This window comes from Streptomyces sp. NPDC052036, from assembly GCF_040680495.1.
Classification (GTDB): domain Bacteria; phylum Actinomycetota; class Actinomycetes; order Streptomycetales; family Streptomycetaceae; genus Streptomyces.
In genome coordinates this window covers 62,576-85,511 of the sequence record NZ_JBFAWW010000021.1, presented here as the reverse complement: position 1 = coordinate 85,511, position 22,936 = coordinate 62,576, and the positions used below count along the sequence as shown (strand labels likewise).

The window sequence follows — 22,936 nt, the reverse complement described above, 5'->3', positions numbered from 1 at the left end:
GAACGTTGAGCGAGTTTGGCATGGCGGACACCTTTGCGTACACCCACGTGTGCAAGGTTCGTGTATGTGAACCAGACCCCGGCGGTCGCCTGCCGGCCCGCACCAGGGTGCCGCCGGACGGCTTCGGCTCGTCGGGCATCCTTGGGAGTGGGGCGGCGACACGGTGACGGGAGCTGTGGTGGACGAGCGCGCGCAGGATTCGCGTGAGGTGGAGACATCCAGGATGTCCGCGTCCGGGACGTCTCCACACCTGCGACTGGACGCGTTGCTGGACGACCTGCAGCAGCAGGTGGCACACGTACGAGCGGCTCAGGGCCGGGTCCACACGTTGCTCGACGCAGTCCTGGCCGTGGGCTCCGACCTCGACCTCGAAGTCGTGCTGCACCGCATCGTGGAGTCGGCGGTCACCCTGGTCGACGCCCGGTACGGGGCGCTCGGTGTGCTGGGCGAGGAAGGCACGATCAAGCAGTTCCTCACGGTCGGCATCGACGAGGAGGCCATCGCCCGCATCGGACACTACCCGCGCGGCGAGGGCATCCTGGGCCTGCTCATCCGTCACCCGGAGCCGCTGCGTCTGGCGGACCTGGCCCAGCATCCGGCGTCCGTCGGCTTCCCGGCCGGGCACCCCCCGATGACCAGCTTTCTCGGTGCCCCGATCCGGGTGCGCGACCAGGTCTTCGGCAACCTGTACCTGACCAACAAGAACAGCGGCGCGGAGTTCGAGACCGACGACGAGGCCGTGCTGCGCACCCTGGCCGCCGCAGCCGGTGTGGCGATCGACAACGCCCGGCTGTACGAAGACGCGCATCGTCGGCAGCGGTGGCTGGCAGCCAGCAACGAGCTGACCCGCAGCCTTCTGTCCGGTGCGGAGCCCGCCGCCGTGCTGGAGTCCTTCACCGCCACCGTGCGGGAGATGGCCGGCGCGGACCTGGTCACCCTGGCCGTGCCCGTCGGCGACCGCGGAGAGCTGGTCATCGAGACCGCTTCGGGAGCGGTGGCCGACAGAGTCCGCGGGCTGGTGCTGCCCGCCGCTGCACTGGCCGCGAAGGTCTACACGTCCGGGGAGACGATCACCAGCGACGCCGTGAGCGCCGACCCGCGCGCCAAGGGCGGCAGCGCCTCAGTGGTGGAGCTCGGGCCGGCGTTCTTCGTACCGCTCGGTACCCGGGAGCACGTCCGCGGAGTGCTGCAGGTCGCGAACGTACCGGGCGGCCCTCACTTCGCCGACGCCGTGGTGGACATGGTCACCGGGTTCGGCAACCAGGCCACGCTGGCCCTGGACGTCGCCGAGCATCGGCGGGACATGGAGTACCTGATCGTGCTCAACGACCGTGACCGGATCGCCCGAGACCTGCACGACCTGGTCATCCAGCGGCTGTTCGCCGGCGCGCTGTCACTCCAGTCCACGCTGGGTCGACTCGCCGACCGGCCGGAGGTGAGCGAACGGATCGAGCGGGTGGTGGACGACCTGGACGACACCATCAAGATCGTCCGCTCCACCGTCTACGCCCTGCGCGAGCACGACCAGGCGCGTCGCGGCAGCGGGCTGCGCGCCCAACTGGTGGCGGCCACCGAACGAGCCACCGAGTCGTTGGGCTTCGCCCCGGCATTGCGCATGAGCGGGCTGCTGGACACGGCCGTGTCCGCCGGACAGGCCGAGCAACTGCTGGCCGTGCTCGGCGAGACCCTGTCCAACGCCGCCCGGCACGCGGACGCCACGACCGTCGACATCGGTGTCGAGGTCACCCACACGGCCCTGGAGCTGCGTGTCGCCGACAACGGCCGCGGAATCGACCCGGCGGTCACCCGCCGCAGCGGCCTGGCCAACCTTCGGCGGCGTGCGGAGGAGATGGGCGGCACGTTCACCCTGTCCTCGAACCGACCGAGCGGCACCGTCGTCGAGTGGGGCGTTCCGCTCGACTCATCCGCCTGACGGCTTCGCCCTGACAGAGCCCGGGCCCGGCAGTCGGAAGGTGTGTCGGCGGCCTGCGAGGCGGACGAAGGACCGGACTGGGCATGGGGGCACGCGACAAGGGCCATCCGGCCCTAACCGTGCTGCGGTGGCGCAAGGGAGCATGGACCGATGTTCCACAACGACGGCTTTCGCGCGCTCGATCGGCAGGAGTGCCTGCGGCTGTTGGCCAAGGTGCCCGTCGGCCGTGTCGTGTACACCCGCCGGGCGCTGCCCGCGGTGCTCCCGGTCAACTTCTCCCTCGACACCGACTCCTCCGTGCTCCTGCGCACCCCGGTGCACTCGGACCTCGTCCGCGCGATCGACGGGACCGTGGTGGCCTTCGAGGCCGACGACTTCGACGCCGTGACGCGCTCCGGCTGGAGCGTGGTCGTCACCGGCCGGGCGGCCACGGTCACCGACCCTGCCGAACAGGAACGGGTGTCCCGGACCGGACCGCGCTCCTGGGTGGTCACGGGCGACGGGATCTTCGTACGCATCGAGTCCGAGATGGTCACCGGGCGGGAAATCACGGTCCCCGACAGCACGGACTGACCCGGGTCGCGAGGGGTGAGCACAGCTCGGCGGTTGTGGAGCTGTCGCTCGGAGTACGGGTGGGGAGAGCGGGCCGGGCCGACTCAGGTCGCCGATCCGGTACGGATCACGGGACGTTCGGCGTCGGCCTCGGCCTCGTCCGCCGCCTGTGCCACCTACTCCCCGCGGGCGCGCGGAGTGGGCCGCCGTCTGGACCGTGGCCGAAGCGGATCAGCAACGGCGGGGCATCGCCGACCGGAGAGGCCAGTGACTGCTCGTAGGTGCGGCCATTCCGTCGCCTGGTGCAGGCGAGAGGTACGTACGCCGTGCACCGTTGCCGTCAGCAGCGCGCGCTGCAGCGCCTGACCCGCACGCAGCCAGTCCTCGCGCCGGTCGTGGGAGGTCCACAACAGAGCTGCCTGCGCGTGGCGTTCGAAGCGCAGAGCGGGCGGATGCAGTGCGCGGCCGCCGGCGTGCGCCCGTTGCCGGGTTCGGCGAGCGAGGCCCAGGTGACGCCCTTGCGCCAGGCCGGTCCGGCCGCCCGGGAGTCAGGGCAGACGTGGCGGGCGACCGGCCGGTGAGATCCGGCCCATGCGCGGCGCCCGCCACGGGGGACGGCGATGGAGACAACCGCACGGGCGCTCTGTGCGGTCGTGCACGGGACACCTCCGGATCAGTCGGCAGTCAGCCTCCGGCATCGGGCTGCCTCGGCGCGACGGCCGATGAGCCCGTCGTCAGGGGATGAAGGTCCCTCTTCCGGCGAGCGTCAGAGGGCCGGATGGCCCGCCGGGACGTTGATCCGTCCCGGATGCGCTGAGGTTGCAGTCACTGGAGGAGTTGAGCGACGGCCGCCGCCATGGTCGACGACGATGGCAGCGGCCGCCCGCGCGAAGACCTCGTGGACGCCCGGCACGAGATGCTTGCGCCGATCGTCTTTCGGTACCGGCCGCTCGACCTGACGTGCCCGTGGCCGGGCACGTCAGGCAGCGCGGCGCGGGGACGCACCCACGACGTTCGCCGTAGCCACCAGCGCCGCGCCGAGGCCGGTCAGCGCGCCTCCCAGGCCCGTGACCAGTGTGGTGAGATGCCAGGCCTGGTAGGCGGACAGCAGCGAGCCGCGCAGCGTCTCACCCATGAAGGCGGTCTGGCGTAGCTGGGCGAGCTTCTCGTCGTCGTTCCCGGCGACGCGCAGTTCTTCGGTGATCTCGGAGTAGGTGCGGCCGCCGGTTGCCTGGACGACATGATCCTTGATCAGCTCGGCGTAGGCGTGGGCCTGGGGGCCGGTCTCCACACTCTGCCCGGCGAAAGGGGTGAGGTGGTCCGGCAGCCCATGAGGGGGGAACGCGATCTTCTGTGCGGCCAGTTCCCTACGGATCTCCTTCCGGCCCTTGCGGCCCTGCAGAAGCATGACGGGGCCGGCGGCCATAAGGGCCGCGCCGACGGTACCGACCAGCGCGCCGGTCCAGCGGTGCGTTCTGTCCATGGTGTGCTCCTTGTTGCTTCGTTGTGATTGCGGATACGACGGGTGTCGCGGGCGCTGGGTGCGTAGGCGTCCGAGGGCCACGCGGGCACCCGCGGCAGACGCGGTCAGCGTCGGCTGAGGCGCAGTCGCCGGACCTCGGGGCCCCGCTGCGCGTACTCGACATCGAAGAGGCCGGGGTTTGCGCTGTTTGCCCGGTGCGAGCAGCGGCAGCAGGCCGTGCGGAGCGATGAGCCCCTTGGCGCAGCCGGCCGGCACAGCGTCGAGCGCGTCGAGGACCATGGCAAGGTGACGGCGTGGGGGACGGACGGAAGATCCAGTTCAAGCGCGGCCTGCTCCGTCGCACCGCCGTAGCCACGGCTCTCTCCTCCGCATCGCCGCCCGATATGTCCCTGAGTGTCTCAGGCCTACGGGTTCCGGGAGCGGCGTCAGTGGGCGTGTCCCGCGCGAGCCGCCGGTTGTGCGAACTGCCGGTGCTCACCGGAACCCGACTCCCGACCGCGGACACTGGGCGCCGCTGTACCGGCAGCCGAGGTGTCCGAGCGTGGCGGCCGGTCACCCGGGACCGGGCGCCGCAGGCACGGAGCGCCTGAATACCCCACCTTCCGGAGAAGAGACGCACCGGCAACGCCGCCTGTCACCCCGACGGCGCCCTGCAGCACTCCGAACAGCCCATCGCAGGCATGGCTGGAAATGATCGGGCGGGGGTGAATGTCTCGAATGATGTGCAGCCGGGAAGCGGCAACGACCGTCAATACAGCCGCAAACGATCGTTGATGCCGGCAAGGAGCGCCGATAAGCTGCCATGCGCACGCCAATGTGACTAGCGGCGCACCCTCGCCGCACGGGGCTGATACCGACGAGATCGGACCCCGCACGCCGCTGGACCGCGCAGTCCGCGACGCTGAAGGTCCTGCTGGAACTCGACGACGAAGGGCACTGATGAGCACGGGACCGAGGGCGATGCGAAGGCTCAGTGCCCGGCTCGCCGGAATCCTCCAGCCGCCGACCGAGGATGAGGATGTAACCCCCTCTTTGGGCCAAGCCCTCAGCCAAGGGCGGGACCGGCCGGTGCGCTTACGCAAAGCAGCGTTCGCGCCGGCGACGGCCGACGGGTTAGGGGCGGACCGCACCGGTCACGACCTCGCGCGGCGCACACAGCACCTGGTCCCGCTGTCCCTGCTCTCTCCTCACCCTCTCTTCGACCGAACTGCCGGACCCTGTACGTCACTTGGTACCCCTGAAGAAAGCAGCGCGTCATGAGTAGCGCCTCGCACCGCAGCCCCACCCGCGCAGTCGTCGTCGGGGGCAGCATCGCCGGCATGCTCGCCGCGGCTGCCGTGAAGGACCACGTCGACTCCGTCGAGATCGTGGAAGCCCATGAGCTGCCGGGAGGACCCGAACCACGCACCGGTGTCCCCCAGGCCGTCCACATCCACCTCCTGCAGACCGGCGGAGCCAGGGCGATCGAGGCCCTTCTCCCGGGCAGCGTCGACCTGCTGCTGGCCGCAGGTGCCCACCGCATCCCGGTCACCACGAACATGGTGATCTACTCTCCCGAGGGCTGGTACCGCCGCTGGCAGCGCGCCACCCACCATGTGATCACCGCAAGCCGGGACCTGACCGAATTCGTCGTCCGCCAACAGGTCCTCAAGGACCCCCGGGTGGGCGTGCGCACCCGCACCAGGGCCGTCGGACTGCTCGGCGACCGCCGCACCGTCACGGGCGTGCGGGTCCGCACCACCGACGGTACGGAAGCCGAACTCCGCGCCGACCTGGTCATCGACGCCGCCGGCCGGGCCACCCGCATGCCGCGATGGCTTGCCAGGCTGGGCATCACCGGCCTTGCGGAGGACCACATCGACTCCGGCCTGGTCTACGCCAGCCGGATCTACCGCGCCCCCGTCCCCACTCGCGGCTGGCCCGTGGTCAGTGTGCAGGCCGACCCGCGTCTGCCCGGGCCGGGCAACTCAGGCGGCATCCTGCCGATCGAGGGCGACCGCTGGCACGTCAGCCTGACCGGCGCCCCCGGACGGCACCCCACCCATGACGCGGACGCCTTCTTACCCTTCGCCCGCACCCTGCGCCACCCCCTCCTGGCCGACCTCTTGGCACACGCCGAACCACTCTCGGACGTCAGGGTCACCCACAGCACCGCCAACCGGCGCCACTACTACGAACGGCTTGCCCACTGGCCGGAGGGCCTTGTGGCGCTCGGAGACTCGGCTGCGGCCTTCAACCCTGTGTACGGGCAGGGCATGTCGGCGGCGGCACAAGGCGCCCTCGCCCTCCGCGACTTGCTCACCAAGGGCCTGACCCCGAAGCTCGCCCGCGAGGCCCAGCGCGCCATCGCCCGCTCCGTGGACAGCGCGTGGGCCCTGGCCACAGGGCAGGACATCCATTTCTCCACCACCAAGGGAAGGAGCCCGAACCTCGCCGACCGGCTCCTTCACCGTTACGTCAGCCGTCTGTCCCGCACCGCCACAGGGTCCTTCCACGCCGCCACGGCCCTGACCGACGTACTCGCACTTCAGGCCCCGCCCACCACACTCGTCAGCCCCGGCGTCCTGCTGACAGCCCTCCTCGGCCCCCTCCGCCGACCACTTGACCGCCCCCAGTTCACCCCAGCCGAGCTCGACCTGCTGAACAGCCTGGACAAGCCCGTGGGAACTCCCGGGTAGAGGTACTGCCGGGCAGTGCCGTCTCCCACTCCCCCGGACTCCACCACGGGACGCCCCGTCGCCCTGCCGCAATGACCCACCGCGGCCGAAGCCGACCTGGTCAAGACACTGGACCGCGGTGGGGCACCACCACCCATGGGGCATGATCGGGGCTATGAAACATCCGCATCTGGCGAGCACCGAGGCTGCTGTCATGGCGATTCGTGAGATCGCGCAGCAGTACGACCTGGAGATGACCGTCACCGATGACATCGGCGCAGACCAGACATCCCGCCGCACCTCGGCCGGGGCATTCGCGGTCCTGGACCCGGACGGCTCGCTACCGCACGAGGCGTTCGTCGAGTTGGGGGGCTCCCCCGCCGTGACCGTCCAGGTCTTCCCGGAGGACGACGCGAGAATCACTGTCGACGGCGTGAGCTTCGAGGACGTGCCACGTGACTCTGTCCCGGCGTTCCTGCGGTCTGTCTACGGCGGTCTGGCCTACGCAAAGGGCAGATTCTTCCCGCCTGGCCAGTGGCTGATTGTCCCCTTGCCCGGTGACGAGACCTACAAAGAGCTCATCTGGCGCACCGCACTCACCCCCTGGCTGGCCCGCCGCGTCCGCGGGTAAGGCTCGTCCCGTACAAGGGCGCGAGCTGGGGATGTTCCTGACGGTACCGTCGTCGGGTGGAGCCGGAGAGGCTGATCGCATACCGGTTGCACGGGGTGGGTGCGTGCAGGGGTGGACGCGGTGCGCAGGGGTCGGCAGTGGAGCCTGCCGTTTCAGGGGCCGGTCAGGACGCCCGCACCGGCTTGACGTCACGCTGGTAGCGCGCCAGTTCCCACGGATCGTGGGCAGAGAAGACCTCGACCTCGTCGCCGTGGTGGCGGGCCAGTTCACGCAGCCGTGCCTGCGTTCCGAGCCGCAGGTCCCGATGTACTTGGGAACGCGTCTGCACAACGTCCAGCAGCGGATGGGGTTCCATCAAGTCCCCGATCTCGCGGTGGTAGTAGTAGGCGTCCCCGCAGTGGAGAAGCCACTTGTCCCGGTCCTGGACGGCGACCCCGGTGTGGCCGGCCGTGTGGCCGCCGAGAGGGACGAGTTTGATCTGCGACGGCAGCCCCTTGGGCTGTAGCGCGGTGAAACCGAACCACTGCTCGCCGGGCTCGGGATCGTAGGTGACCCACCGGGGTTCGTGTGCCCAGTGAGCCGGGCGATAGCGGGAACTGCGCCCCTCGGCGAGCGCGGCGTCGAGTTCGGCGGCGAGCACGTGAACCTGGGCGCCGGGGAAGTCGGGCAGGCCACCGCTGTGGTCCACGTCCAGATGGGTCACGATGATGTGGCGCACGTCGGCGGGTTCGTACCCCAGCCGGGCGATCTGCCGGACGGCCGCCTCCTCCTCGGCGAGCGCGGGTTGCGTCATCTCGACCCACTCCGCGCCGAGGGTGCCGTTCGGGTCGCGGAGGTCACCGAGGCCGAGTCCGGTCTCGACCAGGACCAGGTCGTCGGCGTCCGTCTCCACCAGCAGACAGTGGTTCACCGCGGATGCGGGATGCGGGCCGTCGTAGGTCGCCTCGATCGTCCGGAGCGATCCACAGTTCAAGTGATGAGTCTTCATGGCGACTAGGCTGCGACTTGAACCGCGATGCAAGTCAAGGAGCGTCGATGGATGAAGCGTTGCTGGACATCTCCGAGGTCGCACGACGGACCCGACTGGCGCCCTCAGCGCTGCGGTTCTACGAGAAGAAGGGCCTGATCGCCGCCGCGGGCCGCAATGGCCTGCGCCGTACTTACCACCCGGACGTGCTGGAACGTCTGGCACTGATCACCTGCGCGCGCAGCGCTGGATTCTCGATCGCCGAGATCGACCGGTTCCTCGTGGCGCGGCCGTCCGACGCGGACCTGCGGATCCGTATGGCCGCCAAGGCCCGCGACCTCGACGAACAGATCGGCCAGCTCACGCGGCTCCGCGACAGCCTCCGCCACGCCGCCGACTGCACCCACGAGCCGATCGTCGACTGTCCCGACTTCAAGCGGGCCGTCGGCAATGTGCCGACGCCGACGAGTACCCCGGACAGGCCCTCCTCATTGCCGTCCGGGAGGCAGTAACGGACCGCGCTGGACGAGGAGTTGGGGGTGGTGGCCGGAGCAGGCCGGTTTCTGGTGGGGGTCTGCCCCGACTTCGTGGCGCCCTTCGGCCGGCTGGTCCCTCAGCCGTACTGACTCAAGACCGCCTGGAGGTACTCCTCCAAACGCTCGGCGAGAACCGCTGGTGTCAAATCCGTCCTCCCCAGTTCCCGCCAGGGCACGGCGACCTTCTCCGCGTCCGGTGCGAAGGCCAGCGCATCGAGCGCCCGCCAGTACAGGTGATCGGCCGGGGCGTCGCTGAGCGTTCCACCGGCTGCGATGTACTGATCCGCCAGCCGCATGCCGACACGCACTCCGTGCAGCAGAGCAAGCGCGGTGGAGCAGTGGGCCACGTCCAGGTCCGCGGGTCCCCAGGACGTCTCCACCCAGTCCACGACACCCGTGATCGCCAGACCGTCTCCTTCTCCCGCAAAGAGCACGTTCCCGGGATGGAAGTCACGGTGCAGGAAGCAAGGCGGATACGCCGGAGGCCGGCGGCGGATCACCTCCACGGCACGCTGCCACACATCCGGGTGTTCCGAGTGCTCGGGAAGCCGCACCCGCTCCGAACTGGTCCACGCCTCATACGTACGCGGTCGGGCTCCGTCCGGAACGCGCAACCCGTGAATCTCCACCAACTGCCGGGCAAGGAGCTCGGTCTTTCGCTCGACGTCCTCCTCGTCCAGCCTGACGCTTCCCGGCAGCAACGACATCAGCAGAGACGGATGGTCACAGTGCTGGGCTGCCGCATCGACACCATGAAGACGAGCGGCCGGCACGTTCGTGTTCGCGAGCAGTTGGAGGATGTCCGCTTCCCGCGTGAGCAGTCCGAGCGCATGCTTCACGTAGAAGGGCTTGACGAAGGATCGCAGTACGAGGGAGTACGACTCACCGTCTCCCTCAACATCGAGGCGGCGCATCTGTGACGACCAGCCCCCGCGGAGCGTTGCCACGGCACGAATCCGGTCTTCGGGACGGAGACTCCGTTCCACCCAGAGGCGGGTGTTGGACCAACCCAAGGAATCGATACCAGCCTCAACAACCGCCGCGCTCTCGCCCTCAGCCATGCCGGCAGCCTATCCCGCGCGCAAGTCTCGGCCTGCGAAGCCGCTGGTACCGTCCGGCGATGCAGGCGTCGGCATCCGGCGAGCCAGGAGACCGTCCTCTCCACGACCCCTGTCTGGACCGTGGAAACCCGCTCGACCTGACACCTCCTGAAAGAGACCCTATGGCCATGGAGTTCCTCTGCTATCACCGTGACCGGGCCGACTCCGTAGCGCTGCGCGACGAGTTGTTGGAAGAGCATTGGTCATATATGGACCGGTACGCGAAGGAGATGATCGCCCGCGGCCCGACCCTCGCCGATGACGGAGACACCCCCACCGGCAGCGTGCACATCGTCGATCTGCCCGATCCGGTCGCCGCCCGCGCGTTCGCCTTCGACGAGCCCAACTACCAGGCCGGCGTGTACCGAGACGTGCTGGTGCGTCGGTGGCACAACACGCTCGGGCGCACCATGTGGGACTTCCCCGGCGGCCGGACCGGCGGCAACCGGTATCTGGTGCTCGGGCTCGGCTCGGGGAACGCCGCCGACCTCGCGGCGCCTCCCGACAGGGACGAACTCATCGCGTACGGACCGCTGTTGTCCGACGACGGCGCCGCCTGGCTCGGTACGGCGGTATTGGTCCGCGCGCCGGACGCGGAGACGGCACGCGCCGCCCTGACCCTGGGCCGGTACGCCGACATCGAGGTGCACAACTGGCAGTTCGGCGGACGGCCGTCATGAGGCTTCCGTGCCGGGCGGCTTGAGGCAATGCGCCGTACGGAAGAGAGGCCCCGCGCTGGCCGGCGCTTGTGCTTCTGCCGCTGTTGGGGGCCGTTGCGTTCTGGGCGGTTCAAGGTCGGTGGGGATGGATCTGGAACGAGGTCTCCGGGCTGCCCGGGCTGACGGCGTACACACCGGACCCCACCCCCTGCACACCCGCGACGCTCCCCCTCGTACCGCAGGCGAAGACCGGCCATCGTGGTCACCGACCCTCCGCCGGGTCCGCGGGCGGGACGGCCCGGGTGCATGTGGCACGCACCCAGGCGGTCCCACGGTCAGGCCACCGCGTCGCAGGCCGCTCCGCGCGGCCAGCCCTCAGCGCGCGTGGTCAGCCGCCAGCGCTCCGGGCGCCGGCGCTCGGTCAGCCCTCGGCGCGGGCGGGCAGCCGCCATCCCGGGCGCGGGAAGTGGCAGGTGTAACCGTCGGGGTAACGCTCCAGGTAGTCCTGGTGCTCGGGCTCCGCCTCCCAGAAGGGGCCGACCGGCTCCACCTCGGTGACGACCTTGCCCGGCCACAGTCCGGAGGCGTCCACATCCGCGATGGTGTCCTCGGCGACCCGCTTCTGCTCGTCGTCCACGTAGTAGATCGCCGACCGGTAGCTGAGACCGATGTCGTTGCCCTGACGGTTCTTCGTGCTCGGGTCGTGGATCTGGAAGAAGAACTCCAAGATCGCGCGGTAGTCGGTCTTCGCGGGGTCGAAGAGGATCTCGATGGCCTCCGCGTGGGTACCGTGGTTACGGTACGTAGCGTTCGGCACGTCACCCCCGGTGTATCCGACCCGGGTCGCCTCTACGCCCGGGAGCCGGCGGATCAGGTCCTGCATCCCCCAGAAGCATCCGCCCGCCAGCACGGCCCTCTGCGTCTGCGCTGCCATTTCGGCCCCTCCAAATATCTGTCGCCTAGCTCACTCGGGCTGCTCGGCACACATACAGCCTGCACCCCATAATCTCTGGCTTCATCAGCAAGGGAGGGTGCCCAGGAATTCCGTGCCCGCCCACCCCACCCCACGTGGGGGGCTCGACCGTGCCGGCACCCGTGATGTGCGAGGTCAGGGGCAGATCGAGGATGCTTTCCAGCAGGTACTGGCAGGCATCGCACCGTAGTCGAAGAGTCACTCTCCGAGGGGGATCCTGCGGCTCCCAGGTGTGCATGCGCTCCACCAGCTTGCCCGGGCCGCGAGGGTGGAAGACAACCAGCTCGCCGGAGACGACCCCGCTGCCGTAGGCGTCCAGGAACGCTCCGAGGCTGGTCAGCGGTGGTGTGCGCCGCCAACTTTGCCCTACGGAGGGCTGTGGGTCGAGCGGATAGGGTGGTCGCATGATCAAGGTTAGGAGTGCTGGGCCTGGCGACGGGGACGCTCTCGGTGAGATCCACGCTGCGGCGTGGGAGGCGGCCTACGCGCCCTTCTTCCACCCGGAGTTTGCAGCTCAAGGGGTACGGAGCAGGCGTACGCGATGGCAAGCGAGGGTCACGCAAGGGGAACTGACCATTGTGTTGGCCGAGCACGACGATCGTCCGCTGGCGCTGTGCGCCTTCGAGCCGTCCTCCACCCGCCCAGGGCTGGCCGAGATCCACAGCTTCTACAACCATCCCGACGGTTGGGGCAGCGGCGTCGCCGCCGTATTGATGACCGAGACACTGAGTCGCCTACGGGCCGCCGGATTCACACGCGTCCACCTGTGGACGCTGCGCGACACTCCGCAGTCGCGGCGCTTCTACACCAAGTGCGGCTTCATCGAGAACGGCGCCGCACGGACATACGACTTCGGCGATGGGAACCCTCTGGAGCAGGTCGAGTACGAGATCAGCACGTCGGCAAGGAGCCTGTGACACGAAGGCGGGAACCCTCGCCGGAGTCGGCACGCGCGTAGGCCTCGCTCCGGGTACGGCGGTTGTGGCGGTCGGCCTGGCCGCCGACGTCACTGTGTTCCACGGCGGCGACATCTCTGCCGTGGTCGGCGCTGTCGTCGTCATCAACCGTCCTCGGCACTGCGGTGACGCCCGAAGACTCTGCCTTCGGATGCTGACCGGGGGCGGCAATGACGTCGTCGGTCTGCCGGAGTTCGGCGAGCAGTTCGTTCTGGCCCGCCAGGAGTTCGGTGAGGATACGGCGGGCCGCGCGCAGCAGTTCGGCGACATCGCCGCCGGCGAGCGCGTAGCGGACCGTGGATCCTTCCCGGATGGACACGACGATGCCGGACCGCCGAAGCACGGCGAGTTGCTGGGAGAGGCTCGACGGCTCGATCTCGATGTCTGCGAGCAGATCACGCACAGGCACCGGACCATGCTGGAGCAGCTCCAGGACTCGGATGCGCACGGGGTGCCCGAGCATGCGGAAGAACTCCGCCTTGGCCTGATAGAGGGGGACCTGCATGGGTGCTCGCTCCCTGCCGCTTCGGGGACGGTCCAGACGTGGTGGCGCCCCGGAGGGCACCACCACGGAATGTGCTGCGCACACCTGATCCTTCTCGCACTCGGCCGTGTGCATGCACGAATTGGAATCATGCTGATGTAGTGACTTGAAGAAGTCTTCACATCATGGGCGCACGTCGGCCCAGGTCACGGGAGGGCCTAGATCTCAAGCTGCTCCTCTACGCGCTTGAGCTGATGGCGGGCCATCGCGAGATTCGAACGGGCCTTGTCCAGAACCAGATAGAGGAACAGACCGTTGCCGTTGCGACCGGTGACCAAGCGGATCAGGTGGTATTGGTCGCCGAGAGTGATCAGCACATCCTGGATCTCACTCTTCAAGCCCAGCTGTTCCATGGTGCGCACCTTGGCGCGGATGACATCGGTGTTCCCGGCCGCGGCAATGGTCAGATCCAGATCCTTGCCTCCGCCCAGGGTCCCGAGGGCCATACCGCTGGTGTAGTCGACGACCGCCGCGCCCAGCGCCCCCTCGGACCCGGTCATCATCTCCTTCAGCGACACGTCCACACTCGCCATGGTTCCTCCCCTTGATCGTCCGTTGAGGGCGGGACAGCGGTGCCCCGCCCAGAGATCGCACCGTAGGCGCGTGGCTCGGATGCTCGGGGGGAGGTCTTCGGGAGTGACGTCCGTTGACCGAAGGGTGCCGTGTTTGGACAGTTCTACGACTACAACTGGCCCTTCACTTTTCTGAACTGGAGCGTATGTGCTGCGCGCCGATGAGCTCGTCGGTGACCCACCGTGCGACGTCGGCGGGGTAGGGCGCCGCGAGTCCGAGGACGATGTGCCGGAAGCCGGCGTCGATCGCGTCGCCGATCGCGTCCTGGGTGTCACGGGGGCGGTCGTAGGAGACGGGCAGATGGATCGAGCGGGTGATCGAGGCGGGGTCGCGGCCGATCTCGGTGCAGTAGCGGTCCAGCAGTGCGCTGCGGCGGACGACGTCGTCGATGTCGCCACCCGGGATGTTCCACAGGTCGGCGTGCTCGGCGGCCACGCGCAGGGTCGCGGACGAGCGTCCGCCGATGAGGATCGGTGGGTGCGGATGCTGGAGGGGTTTGGGGTTGCCGAACGCTCCGGTCAGATGGTGGTAGGTGCCATGGAAGTCGAACGGTTCGGGCTCGGTCCATATCCGTCGGATCACCGTGCAGGCCTCTGCGAGGCTCCCCACGGCGTGCGCGGTGTCATGGAAGGGCAGGCCGTGCGCCTCGTACTCACGCCGGGCCAGGGGATGGCCGGGGCGTGAGCCGACGCCGATACCGAAGTCGAGCCGACCACCGGAGACGATGTCGACGGTCGTGGCGATCTTGGCCAGCATCGCGGGCGGCCGGAACCGGTTACTGGTCACCAGCACGCCGAGCCGCAGTCGCCGGGTCTGGGCGGCCAGTGCCGAGAGCAGCGTCCAGCCTGCGTAGGCCGGTCCGCCGGGGTCCCCGCCGATCGGCATCAGGTGATCGAACAACCACGCATGCTCGATCTCCGGGATCGTGTCCGCCTCGCGCCAGACCCGGAGGAGGTCGTGGTAGTCGACCTGCGAGGGTGCGGTCATGATCCCGAAGCGAGGCCGAGACGTGTTCAGAGGTGTGTTCAGAGGTGTGTTCGGTGATGTGTGCAGCATGGAGCCGTTGGTTCCTTCCGGCATCGGTGGCACGCCGGATGGGGCGCGCTACCGACAGAAATCGACAGCACTTCTATGAGCTTCGCTTGGATTCAATTCGGCCCAATGGATGGGCGCTCTGCGTCAATTCCGTGCTCGCTGCCGACCAACCGGAGTCCTGAAGGTTAAGCGCGCTGCGAAGATAGGCCGAGGTGAGCCGCTGGATCAGGGCGACGCGTTCGGGACTCTCGTCCGTCGTTTCCGTGACGCAGTAGCCGGGGATTCCGCCGAGCGAATGTTCCGCTCCGAACAGAGTGAGCAGGCTCTTGTCGCCCGGGCTCAAGAAGTACGGGTCAGTGAACCAGTCCGGCCCTCGAACGGACAGATGGGACTGGTCTCGGTCCCCCGCGATCACGAGGGCCGGCGTGGTCATGTCGGCGAAGCTCGGGTTCATGAAGGGGAGGTGCTCGACCGCGAACGGAGTCAGGTCGTCACCGCCCCGGCCGGGCGCGGCAAGCAGTACACCTGCTTTGATCCGCGGATCGGACATGTCCTCTCCCGTTCCGCCGTCGGGATCGAGGACGCGCGCGCCCAGCAGCAGGCTCGTCGTCTGGGCGCCCCAGGAGTGTCGGCCGCGGCGATACGGCTGCGATCGAGGCGCCCGCTGAGACAGGGAACGGAAGCTTCGACGTGATCGAGCTGTCGAGGACGCGCTTCATGTCCTCGACTCGGGAACGCCAGACCAGCGGCGTACGGGGATCGTCCGGGGGAAGGTTCAGCGTCCTGGAGTCGAGATGGGTCGGTTGAGTCACCACGAAGCCGTGAGGGGCCCAGAAGTCGACCAGCGGGGCGTAGCCGTCCATTGACCAGCCGAAGCCGTGCGAGAAAGCGATGATCGGCAGTTCGTTCCCCATCGTGGGCGCCGACACCTGTACTTGCAGATCCTCACCACGGCCCGGGGCTGACAGCACCACCGGTTTCATCGAGACGACCGGAGTGGGCGCATTCGTGGCCAGGTCCGTGATCACCATGGCTGATTCGCTCATAGGAGGGTCTTCCTTTCGGCTGCTTCATGGTGGGTACGTTCGGCCTTGACGCGGCACAGGCTGCTGCCGGGCATCGGGCGGTGCGACGTAGGCCGATGCCATTAAACGGAGCGTCGTTCCGGAACGATACGGAACAACGCTCCGTCTAGCAAGCGGCATACCTGGCGGGATCCATGCAGGGGGTGGGCGGACCTTGGCGCTGGATGCTCTGGCACTGGGCGCTCGCGTGGTCGGCAGGAGCGGCGGTGTCGGGCGACCTGCACACCGCTGAGGGCCCGGAGCCCGCACTGGCGTGGTTTGGCTGCCTGCCCCTGTTCTGGCATCATGGGCAAACGGAACGTTACTCCGATAACGAGACGGACATTGCTCCGATCAGCAGGCTCGGTAGCGGAGGGAGTGAGCGCCGTGAATGACAGTGGCGAGGACGCAGGGCGCGCGACCCGGTCCAAGCGGGCGGACGCCCGCCGCAACAAGGAGACGTTGCTCGACGCGGCTGCCGCGGTCTTCGTCACGTCGGGCGTGGAAGCGCCGGTACGGGACATCGCGGCCAAGGCCGGCGTCGGGATGGGAACGATCTACCGCCACTTCCCGACGCGAGCGGATCTCATCATCGCTGTCTACCGGCATCAGATCGAAGCCTGCGCCGAGGCGGGTCCAGCTCTGCTGGCGACCTGTGCGACTCCGCACGCCGCTCTAGGGCGTTGGATCAATCTCTTCGTCGATTTCCTGGTGACCAAGCACGGACTTGCTGCCGTGCTGCAGTCCGACGACGCCGGCTTCGACGCACTGCACGCCTACTTCCTCGAGCGCCTGCTGCCTGTGTGCACCCAGCTGCTCGAAGCCGCAACCGTCGCCGACGAGATCCGCCCCGACGTGGATGCCTACGAGCTCATGCGCGGCGTCGGGAACCTCTGCATCGGCGCCGACCACGACCCCCGCTACGACGCGCGTCGACTGGTCGAGCTCCTCATCGCAGGACTACAACGACCGCACTGACCAGGGTCCGCCTTCCAACGGCTCGCGCCCGGAGCAGAGGTTCTCCGCGGCAACAAGCGTGGCGCCATCGCTGATGGGAGCGATGGCGCCTTGCCCGGGCAGGATCAGGCGACGGTGACCGGGGAAGCTGCGCGCAGCGGCGCCAGGGTGGGGCCGTCCGGCGAGCGCCGATCACGGGCGTGACACAGGCCGTAGTTCACCCGCGACATGCCGTCGTGCATGCGGCCGAGCTGCTGCATGTAGGCACGGCCGGACGCGGTGTCGCCTTCGAGCCGGATCACGCCCGTGTGCGAATGGGTCCCCGAGCCGCTGCCGGACCTTATTGCTGGAACTCGGCGGTGTCCCCGGGAGCGAGTACGGTCAGCCCGTCGGACACTCCCGATCGGGCGAAGGCGGCGCGCAACTCCTGGTCGCCTTCGGTGAAATGGCGCCAGCTGTTGAAGTGCAAGGGCACGGCGTGGCGGGCTTCGAGGATCTGGGCGGCCTGGGCGGCTCGATCGCTGTCGAGGGTCAGCAGAGCGCCGTCGAGGGCACCGGTGCGGGCGGCACCGGCGAAGATCAGCGCTATGTCCACCGGGCCGAAGCGCTCGGCTGTTCGCCGTACCGCGTCCAGAGACGCGTTGTCCCCGCTGACGTACACGGTCGGCAGGTCAGGCGCCGTGAGGACGAATCCGGTGACCTCTCCGCAGATCGGTTCGCAGCCGACCGGCCCATGGCGGGCGGGCACACCGGTGACGGTCAGCGGCGGGGCACCGCCGGGACGTTCGAGGTCGATGTGGTCCCACGGCCCGAGTGGATGGGCGTTTCCGGCCAGCCGTCCGGCGCCGCTCGGCGTGGTCAGGACCAAAGGGACGGTCGGCAGGAAGGCGCGCCCTGCTTCGTCGAGGTTGTCGGCGTGCTGGTCGTGGGACAGCAGAACGGTGTCGACACGACCTACCTGGTCCGGGCCGATCGCGGGGCCGATGGTCTTGGTGAGCACGGAACCGGAGGGGGCCGTGTAGGAGCCCGGTTCGTCGAAGGTGGGGTCGGTGAGTAGTCTCAGGCCACCGATCTCGATGACTGCTGTGGGCCCTCCGACTGCGCGGATACGCACGCCGAACGGGGGCTGTTCCGGGGTCTGCACGACTGGCTCCTTCGCCGGGAGTGATCAACGAGTGCGCAGAAGCTAGCCGCTCCTAATGGACATTGTCAACAGTTAACATTAGTCGCATGGAGAGGAAGCCGACACAGTCCCCTGCCGCCACCGCCCGGCCCCGGCCTCCCGCTCCCGGTGAGGCGGGCTCGGTGGCGCTCGCCCTGGCGAACACCCGCACCCTGCGGCGTGGTCTGCCGGACGACGCACTGCCGGACCCGAGCGCGGTCGCACAATGGCTGCACCAGCAGGATCTGATCCCGCGGGAGGCAGACTTCGACCCGTCACGCGACGACGAAGTCCGGCAGTTGCGTTCGGCCATACACACCCAGCTGGCCCCGGCCGTCGACCACGCCACACCGTCGCCGGAGGCCGTCGAAGTCCTCAACGCCGCGTTGCGCGCCGCACCCAACGTTCCCTCGCTGCGCTGGCCCCCCGGGCAACCGGAGCACGAAGGCCGCCATCAGTCGCCTGATCCCGGTGCCGACGTTTCCCGCAATCTTGGTGTATGCATAGGACGACCGAATGCGTTTTCCGCAGCGAGGGCTGTTCCGTAGGAATCGGGAGAGAAGCGAAGCCCGGCCCCAGGAGTAGGGAGCAATCGCATGGCACGTCAGCACAGCCACACCGTGACGCGGATCGAAATCCCCACCGGAATCGCCTACGACGACTTTGTGACCGCATTCGAGAAAGCGGCACCCGTATTCGATCCGAGCGCCTTGGAGCGCATTGCGGAATCCGGGGGAAGCTGGGACACCGTTCGCGCCGCGACCGCCGTGAACGCACCCAACGATCTGATGCGTTACGCCCGGATCAACGGCACCCAGCTCTTCAGCGTGGCAGGGCACTCCACCAGGTCGATGGAGTATCTGACGGGCAACCATGTCATCGCCGAGACCATGTTTCGCCATGACCCGAGAGCGCTGCTCTATGCGCCTCTGCGGATGCTGGTCTACAGCGACGCCGACGGTAATGCGGTGTTCACCATGCACCGGCCGAGCGACGAGTTCGCCAGCCTCGGCATTCCCGAGGTCACCAAAGTCGGCGAAGACCTTGATCGCATCGTGGTCAATCTGTTGCGGGTCTGCGGTGTCGATGCCGCCGATGCCTTCACCACGACAGGGCACCGCACGACGCCCGACCCTTCATGACGGTTCGTCCGGTGTTTCAGCGCAACTGAACCTACGCCGGTTGAGCCCGGGGGGTCATCGGATCTGGAGGAGGAGGTGGCGGGGGCCGCGGAGCATGGCGTTCTGCCGGTACGGGGGTGGGTCCTGGACCAGGGCCGCGGTGCCGAGTCGGGGGATCAGTGCGTGGAGTGCGGTCTGGGCTTCGATGCGGGCGAGCGGTGCGCCGAAGCAGAGGTGGATACCGCTGCCGAAGCCCAGATGCTGATTGTCCGGGCGGACGGGGTCGAACCGATCGGGTTCCTGAAACCGGCTGGGGTCCCGGTTGCCCGAGGCCAGCGCGAGCACGACGGTGCTGCCCGCGGGCAGGATGGTGCCTGCGACGTCGATGTCGGCGAGGGGGATGCGTTCCCGCATGTGGACGGGGGGCTCGTAGCGCAGCAGTTCCTCCACCGCGCTGGGCAGCAGGTCGGGGTCGCGGCGCAGCCGGTCCAGTTGGTCGGGGTGGCGCAGCAGGGTCAGGGCCCCGTTGGTGATCAGGTTGACCGTGGTCTCGTGTCCGGCGATGAACAACAGGATGGCGTTTTCCGCGAGTTCCTCGTGGGTGAGCCGCGCGTCCGGGTCGGGTTCGTTGATGAAGGCGGACAGCAGGTCGTCGCGCGGCTGGGACCGGCGCTGTTCGGCGAGGTCCAGCAGGTACCGGCCCATCTCGGCCCGCGCCTGTCGGCCCGCCTGGTCCAGCTCGGTGGTGTCCTCTCCAGCCCTGACGTCGGCGGCCGCGACGAGCGCCTCGGACCATGCCTGGAACAGCGGTTCGTCCTCGCGTGGCACACCGAGCAGTCGGCAGATGACCGTGACGGGCAGCGGGTAGGCGAAGTCGTCGACGATGTCGATCTGCTCGCGGTCCCGGAGCGCCTCGAACAGTTCCTTGGTGATGTCGGCGATCTGGCCTCGCAGGGCGTCGATCCGGCCGGGGCTGTGCGGCGGGCCGAACGGCCGCATGGCCAGGGTGCGCAGTCTGTGGTGCTCGGGGTCGTCGAGCCGCAGGAAGGACGGCTTGCCCCCTTCCACGTACGGAGTGCCGGCCGTGGCCGGACGGCTTCGGGGATCGACACTGATCCGCGGATCGTGGAGCAGAGCGGCGAGGTGGTGGTACGTGCCGATCAGATAGCTGCCGTCCGCCTGAGGCACCACGGGCCCGGCTTCGCGGAGTTCCGCGTACAGCGGGTAGGGGTTGGGGCGGTTGGCGTAGTCGGTAATCCGTTCCAGCAGGGTGTCCGCGGTCATGGTGTGGCTCCTCGGTGGCGGGTGGAGGGGGTCAGCCTCGCGGCTGCACCACGGTCAGCCGGCGGTCCGGCAGGTAGCCGGTGAGCGCGACGGTGGGGCCGTGGGAGAGCCCCTTCGGATCCGGCACGTCGGAGGGGATCGGGATTTCGGCCGCCATCGGACGGTCCGCCGCGCCGGGGGCGGGCGGGAACGGGGCGGCGGTCTCGATCAGGTGCTGGTAGTACTCGAGCGTCTTCGCCATGTTGACGGTGACCGCGGCGGTGACCCGCCCCCGGTAGCCGTACACCATGGCCAGTCGGCGCGCCTCCAGCGAGCCCTGCGCGATGACCACCTGGTCGGAGAAGGACGGGACGCCCACAGACTTGATGTTGAGCCCGAACTGGCTCGACCAGAAGACGGGCACCGCGAGGTGGGGACGTCTCAACGGCCCCGGATTCACCAAGTTGTGGGCCGCGACCTCCGCCTGCGCGACGGCATTGCCCCAGTGCTCCAAGGAGAGCATCTGGTATTCGAACAAGGGGTGCGGGAAGCGGGAGACGTCACCGGCCGCGAAGACATCGTCGGTGACGATCCCATACATGTTGAAGGCCCGGCACCCCGCGTCGCAGGCGAGCCCTCGCGGGCCCGCCGCAAGGCCGGAGTCCGCGAGCCACTCGATATTGCGCACCGCTCCCAGCGCGACGACGCACACGTCCGCCTCGACGCTGCTGCCGTCGGACAGGTCCGCGCCGACGAACCGGCCGCTGCCGTCGCCGCGCAGGGCGGTGACCGTGACCCCGCACCGTAGATCCACCCCGTGGCCTCGATGCATCGCGGCGGCAAGCTTCGACAGCGTCCCGCCGAGCGCCCCCACCAGGGGGCCGGGGCCCCGTTCGGCGACCGTCACCTCCAGTCCCCGTTCCCGGCAGGCCGAGGCGACCTCCGAACCAGTGAAGCCGCCGCCGATCACCAGCACCCGACGCGGCCCGGCAGCCAGCCGCTCGGCAAGCCCCTCGCTGTCGTCACAGGTGCGCAGGGTGAACACCCCGTCCAGGGCGCCCTCCTCCGAGTTGGGCCAGGGCCGTGCCCGGGTCCCGGTGGCGATGAGCAGCCGGTCGTACGGCAGCTCATCGCCATCGGCCAGCAGCACCCGTTTGCGCAGGGGGTCCAGGCCGGTGGCCGCCACCCCCAGTCGCCACTCGGCGTCCGGATCCCGGCGCATCGGCAGCGCGGTGGTGTCCGCCGCCACCTGGCCGAGCAGCACCTGCTTGGAGAGCGGCGGCCGGTCGTAGGGCAGGTAGGCCTCGTCTCCCACCACGGTCAGTGAGCCGGTGAAGCCCTGCTCGCGCAGTGCCTCGGCGGCCCTCAGCCCGGCCAGGGACGCGCCTACGATGACGATCCGGCCCTTGCGCAGGTCATCTGTCACCCGCGCTCACCTCCTCGCCGACGAGGATGGCCTGCACGGGGCACGCCGCCGCGGCCTGGCGTACGCGCTCCAGCTGATCGCCGGGAACCGTCGGCGCGTACAACAACGCCTCTTCCCCGTGGAGCCGAAACACCTCCGGTGCCAGGAACACGCACTGGGCATAGCCCTGGCAGACCGTGAGGTCCACAACGATCTGCATCCCGCCACTCCCTCCGTCGTCTCACCCCCTCCTGCTTTTACAGAGTGGGGGAAGAATCGGACGCTCGCCTGGCTACTCCGCCGGAGGCGGGGCGGGAGCAGGACTTGGCAGGCGGGAGAAACGCGGACGGCGGCGGGCCGACGGACCGCCGTGGCGCAGCGAACGCCCAGCGGGCGAAAAGTGGCGGCGGGGCGTCGTCCCGCTCCCCCAAGGGAGTGGTCACGCCCCGTCAGCGGCAGGCGGCCGGTCAGATGTCCGCGATGGCGGCGCGGGTGTTGCCGGCGGCCCCTTCCAGGGCGCGGGCGGCCTGCTCGGCGGTGGAGTGGGTGAGGAGCATGACGATGGCGGTCTTGGCATGGCCGTCGGCCGCGTGCAGGGCCTCGGCGGCCGTGTCGGGGTCGGCGCCGGTGGCCTGGACGACCATGCGGCGGGCGCGGTCGACGAGCTTGTCGTTGCTGGCGCGGACGTCGACCATGAGGTTCCCGTAGACCTTGCCCAAGCGCACCATCGACGCGGTCGACAGCATGTTGCAGACCATCTTCTCGGCGGTGCCGCCCTTGAGGCGGGTGGACCCGGTGAGGATCTCGGGGCCGGTGGGGACCTCGATCGGGATGTCGGCGTAGCGGCTGATGACCGCGTCGCGGTTGCAGGCGACCGACACCGTGACGGCCCCCTTGGCGGCGGCGTGCTTCAGGCCGCCGACGACATAGGGGGTACGGCCGCTGGCAGCGAGGCCGACGACCGTGTCCTTGTCGTCCAGGCCGATGTCGTCGAGGTCGGCTACCGCCCTCGCGGGTTCGTCCTCGGCCCCTTCGACCGCGACGATGAAGGCACCCGGACCTCCGGAGAGCAGGCCCACCACCTGGTCGGGCGAGGTGCCGAAGGTGGGCGGGCACTCGACGGCGTCGAGCAGGCCGATGCGGCCGCTGGTGCCGGCGCCCATGTAGATCAGCCGTCCGCCCCGCCGCAGCGACTCGGTGATCGCCTCGACGGCGGTCCCGATCTCCGGGAGGGCGTCGCGTACCGCGAGGGCGACGGTCTGGTCCTCGGCGTTCATGACCGAGAGCAGTTCGGAGACCGGCATGCGGTCCAGCTCGGCGGTCCGCTCGTTGCGGGTCTCGGTGCCCAGTGTGCTGAGGTCCACG

The 22,936-nt window shown here is 69.1% G+C and carries 22 protein-coding genes and 3 pseudogenes; 10 read left to right on the top strand and 15 right to left on the bottom strand.

Annotated elements, in window-relative coordinates; translation table 11 throughout:
• Nucleotides 1-223 precede the first annotated feature (223 nt).
• Together AB0L95_RS26625 and AB0L95_RS26620 are read left to right on the top strand one after the other, a co-directional pair.
• Nucleotides 224-1,933 (top strand): GAF domain-containing sensor histidine kinase, encoded by a 1,710-nt coding sequence (locus AB0L95_RS26625; protein WP_365165349.1) that lies wholly within the window; start codon nt 224-226, stop codon nt 1,931-1,933.
• Nucleotides 1,934-2,083: 150 nt separating this feature from the next.
• Nucleotides 2,084-2,506, top strand: coding sequence for a pyridoxamine 5'-phosphate oxidase family protein (locus AB0L95_RS26620; protein ID WP_365165347.1), 423 nt, complete (start codon nt 2,084-2,086; stop codon nt 2,504-2,506).
• 106 nt (nt 2,507-2,612) lie between these two features.
• On the opposite strand, the pseudogene AB0L95_RS26615 reads toward AB0L95_RS26620, so the two are convergent.
• Together AB0L95_RS26615 and AB0L95_RS26610 are read right to left on the bottom strand one after the other, a co-directional pair.
• Nucleotides 2,613-2,934, bottom strand: a pseudogene (locus tag AB0L95_RS26615) (hypothetical protein); the annotation flags it as partial.
• A gap of 530 nt (nt 2,935-3,464) precedes the next feature.
• Nucleotides 3,465-3,968 (bottom strand): hypothetical protein, encoded by a 504-nt coding sequence (locus AB0L95_RS26610; protein WP_365165345.1) that lies wholly within the window; start codon nt 3,966-3,968, stop codon nt 3,465-3,467.
• A 1,256-nt stretch (nt 3,969-5,224) separates the two neighbouring features.
• On the opposite strand from AB0L95_RS26610, the gene AB0L95_RS26605 reads away from it, so the two are divergent.
• Together AB0L95_RS26605 and AB0L95_RS26600 are read left to right on the top strand one after the other, a co-directional pair.
• A complete protein-coding gene (locus AB0L95_RS26605; protein WP_365165342.1) occupies nt 5,225-6,646 on the top strand; it encodes an FAD-dependent oxidoreductase in 1,422 nt (473 codons plus the stop codon).
• A gap of 154 nt (nt 6,647-6,800) precedes the next feature.
• Nucleotides 6,801-7,256, top strand: a complete 456-nt coding sequence (locus AB0L95_RS26600) for a hypothetical protein (protein ID WP_365165340.1) — start codon at nt 6,801-6,803, stop codon at nt 7,254-7,256.
• Between the two features lie 163 nt (nt 7,257-7,419).
• Here AB0L95_RS26600 and AB0L95_RS26595 read toward each other — a convergent pair whose 3' ends face one another.
• Nucleotides 7,420-8,244 (bottom strand): MBL fold metallo-hydrolase, encoded by an 825-nt coding sequence (locus AB0L95_RS26595; protein WP_365165338.1) that lies wholly within the window; start codon nt 8,242-8,244, stop codon nt 7,420-7,422.
• Nucleotides 8,245-8,291: 47 nt separating this feature from the next.
• Here AB0L95_RS26595 and AB0L95_RS26590 point away from each other — a divergent pair, with 47 nt between their 5' ends.
• A complete protein-coding gene (locus AB0L95_RS26590) occupies nt 8,292-8,735 on the top strand; it encodes a MerR family transcriptional regulator (protein WP_365165336.1) in 444 nt (147 codons plus the stop codon).
• A 101-nt stretch (nt 8,736-8,836) separates the two neighbouring features.
• On the opposite strand, the gene AB0L95_RS26585 is transcribed toward AB0L95_RS26590, so the two are convergent.
• The gene (locus AB0L95_RS26585) at nt 8,837-9,820 is read right to left on the bottom strand and encodes an aminoglycoside phosphotransferase family protein (RefSeq protein ID WP_365165334.1); all 984 of its coding nucleotides are present in this window, start codon (nt 9,818-9,820) and stop codon (nt 8,837-8,839) included.
• Between the two features lie 167 nt (nt 9,821-9,987).
• Between AB0L95_RS26585 and AB0L95_RS26580 the strand changes: the two genes are divergently transcribed.
• Nucleotides 9,988-10,539, top strand: coding sequence for a YciI family protein (locus tag AB0L95_RS26580; RefSeq protein WP_365165477.1), 552 nt, complete (start codon nt 9,988-9,990; stop codon nt 10,537-10,539).
• Between the two features lie 400 nt (nt 10,540-10,939).
• Here AB0L95_RS26580 and msrA read toward each other — a convergent pair whose 3' ends face one another.
• Nucleotides 10,940-11,452 (bottom strand): peptide-methionine (S)-S-oxide reductase MsrA, encoded by a 513-nt coding sequence (gene msrA / locus AB0L95_RS26575; RefSeq protein ID WP_365165332.1) that lies wholly within the window; start codon nt 11,450-11,452, stop codon nt 10,940-10,942.
• 443 nt (nt 11,453-11,895) lie between these two features.
• Here msrA and AB0L95_RS26570 point away from each other — a divergent pair, with 443 nt between their 5' ends.
• Nucleotides 11,896-12,408 (top strand): GNAT family N-acetyltransferase, encoded by a 513-nt coding sequence (locus AB0L95_RS26570; RefSeq protein ID WP_365165330.1) that lies wholly within the window; start codon nt 11,896-11,898, stop codon nt 12,406-12,408.
• A 223-nt stretch (nt 12,409-12,631) separates the two neighbouring features.
• Here the strand turns inward: AB0L95_RS26570 and AB0L95_RS26565 are convergent.
• From AB0L95_RS26565 to AB0L95_RS26550, 4 genes and pseudogenes are all read right to left on the bottom strand, one after another.
• Nucleotides 12,632-12,952, bottom strand: a pseudogene (locus AB0L95_RS26565) (metalloregulator ArsR/SmtB family transcription factor); the annotation flags it as partial.
• Between the two features lie 197 nt (nt 12,953-13,149).
• A complete protein-coding gene (locus tag AB0L95_RS26560; protein WP_365165328.1) occupies nt 13,150-13,524 on the bottom strand; it encodes a hypothetical protein in 375 nt (124 codons plus the stop codon).
• Nucleotides 13,525-13,687: 163 nt separating this feature from the next.
• Nucleotides 13,688-14,551: an LLM class flavin-dependent oxidoreductase gene (locus AB0L95_RS26555; RefSeq protein ID WP_365165326.1), complete on the bottom strand. Its 864-nt coding sequence runs from the start codon at nt 14,549-14,551 to the stop codon at nt 13,688-13,690.
• A gap of 142 nt (nt 14,552-14,693) precedes the next feature.
• Nucleotides 14,694-15,645 (bottom strand): annotated as a pseudogene (locus AB0L95_RS26550) (chlorophyllase).
• Between the two features lie 405 nt (nt 15,646-16,050).
• On the opposite strand from AB0L95_RS26550, the gene AB0L95_RS26545 reads away from it, so the two are divergent.
• Nucleotides 16,051-16,641, top strand: coding sequence for a TetR/AcrR family transcriptional regulator (locus tag AB0L95_RS26545; RefSeq protein WP_365165323.1), 591 nt, complete (start codon nt 16,051-16,053; stop codon nt 16,639-16,641).
• Nucleotides 16,642-16,745: 104 nt separating this feature from the next.
• On the opposite strand, the gene AB0L95_RS26540 is transcribed toward AB0L95_RS26545, so the two are convergent.
• Together AB0L95_RS26540 and AB0L95_RS26535 are read right to left on the bottom strand one after the other, a co-directional pair.
• A complete protein-coding gene (locus tag AB0L95_RS26540) occupies nt 16,746-16,922 on the bottom strand; it encodes a hypothetical protein (protein WP_365165321.1) in 177 nt (58 codons plus the stop codon).
• A 38-nt stretch (nt 16,923-16,960) separates the two neighbouring features.
• Nucleotides 16,961-17,764, bottom strand: coding sequence for an MBL fold metallo-hydrolase (locus tag AB0L95_RS26535; RefSeq protein ID WP_365165319.1), 804 nt, complete (start codon nt 17,762-17,764; stop codon nt 16,961-16,963).
• A 161-nt stretch (nt 17,765-17,925) separates the two neighbouring features.
• Here AB0L95_RS26535 and AB0L95_RS26530 point away from each other — a divergent pair, with 161 nt between their 5' ends.
• Together AB0L95_RS26530 and AB0L95_RS26525 are read left to right on the top strand one after the other, a co-directional pair.
• On the top strand, nt 17,926-18,330 hold the full coding sequence (locus tag AB0L95_RS26530; RefSeq protein ID WP_365165316.1) for an ABATE domain-containing protein: 405 nt from the start codon (nt 17,926-17,928) through the stop codon (nt 18,328-18,330).
• 48 nt (nt 18,331-18,378) lie between these two features.
• Entirely contained in the window at nt 18,379-18,924 is a 546-nt protein-coding gene (locus AB0L95_RS26525; protein ID WP_365165313.1) for a DUF302 domain-containing protein, read from the top strand.
• 54 nt (nt 18,925-18,978) lie between these two features.
• On the opposite strand, the gene AB0L95_RS26520 is transcribed toward AB0L95_RS26525, so the two are convergent.
• The 4 genes from AB0L95_RS26520 to murQ all read right to left on the bottom strand — a co-directional run bounded on the left by AB0L95_RS26520 (nt 18,979) and on the right by murQ (nt 22,935).
• A complete protein-coding gene (locus AB0L95_RS26520) occupies nt 18,979-20,187 on the bottom strand; it encodes a cytochrome P450 (protein WP_365165311.1) in 1,209 nt (402 codons plus the stop codon).
• Between the two features lie 31 nt (nt 20,188-20,218).
• The gene (locus tag AB0L95_RS26515) at nt 20,219-21,592 is read right to left on the bottom strand and encodes an FAD-dependent oxidoreductase (protein ID WP_365165308.1); all 1,374 of its coding nucleotides are present in this window, start codon (nt 21,590-21,592) and stop codon (nt 20,219-20,221) included.
• Nucleotides 21,582-21,791: a ferredoxin gene (locus AB0L95_RS26510; protein WP_365165306.1), complete on the bottom strand. Its 210-nt coding sequence runs from the start codon at nt 21,789-21,791 to the stop codon at nt 21,582-21,584. Before AB0L95_RS26510 ends, AB0L95_RS26515 begins: the two co-directional genes overlap by 11 nt.
• Nucleotides 21,792-22,038: 247 nt before the next feature.
• Nucleotides 22,039-22,935 carry an N-acetylmuramic acid 6-phosphate etherase gene (murQ, locus tag AB0L95_RS26505; RefSeq protein ID WP_365165303.1) on the bottom strand — a complete coding sequence of 299 codons (897 nt, stop codon included), beginning with the start codon at nt 22,933-22,935 and terminating at the stop codon, nt 22,039-22,041.
• Between the last annotated feature and the right edge of the window lies 1 nt (nt 22,936).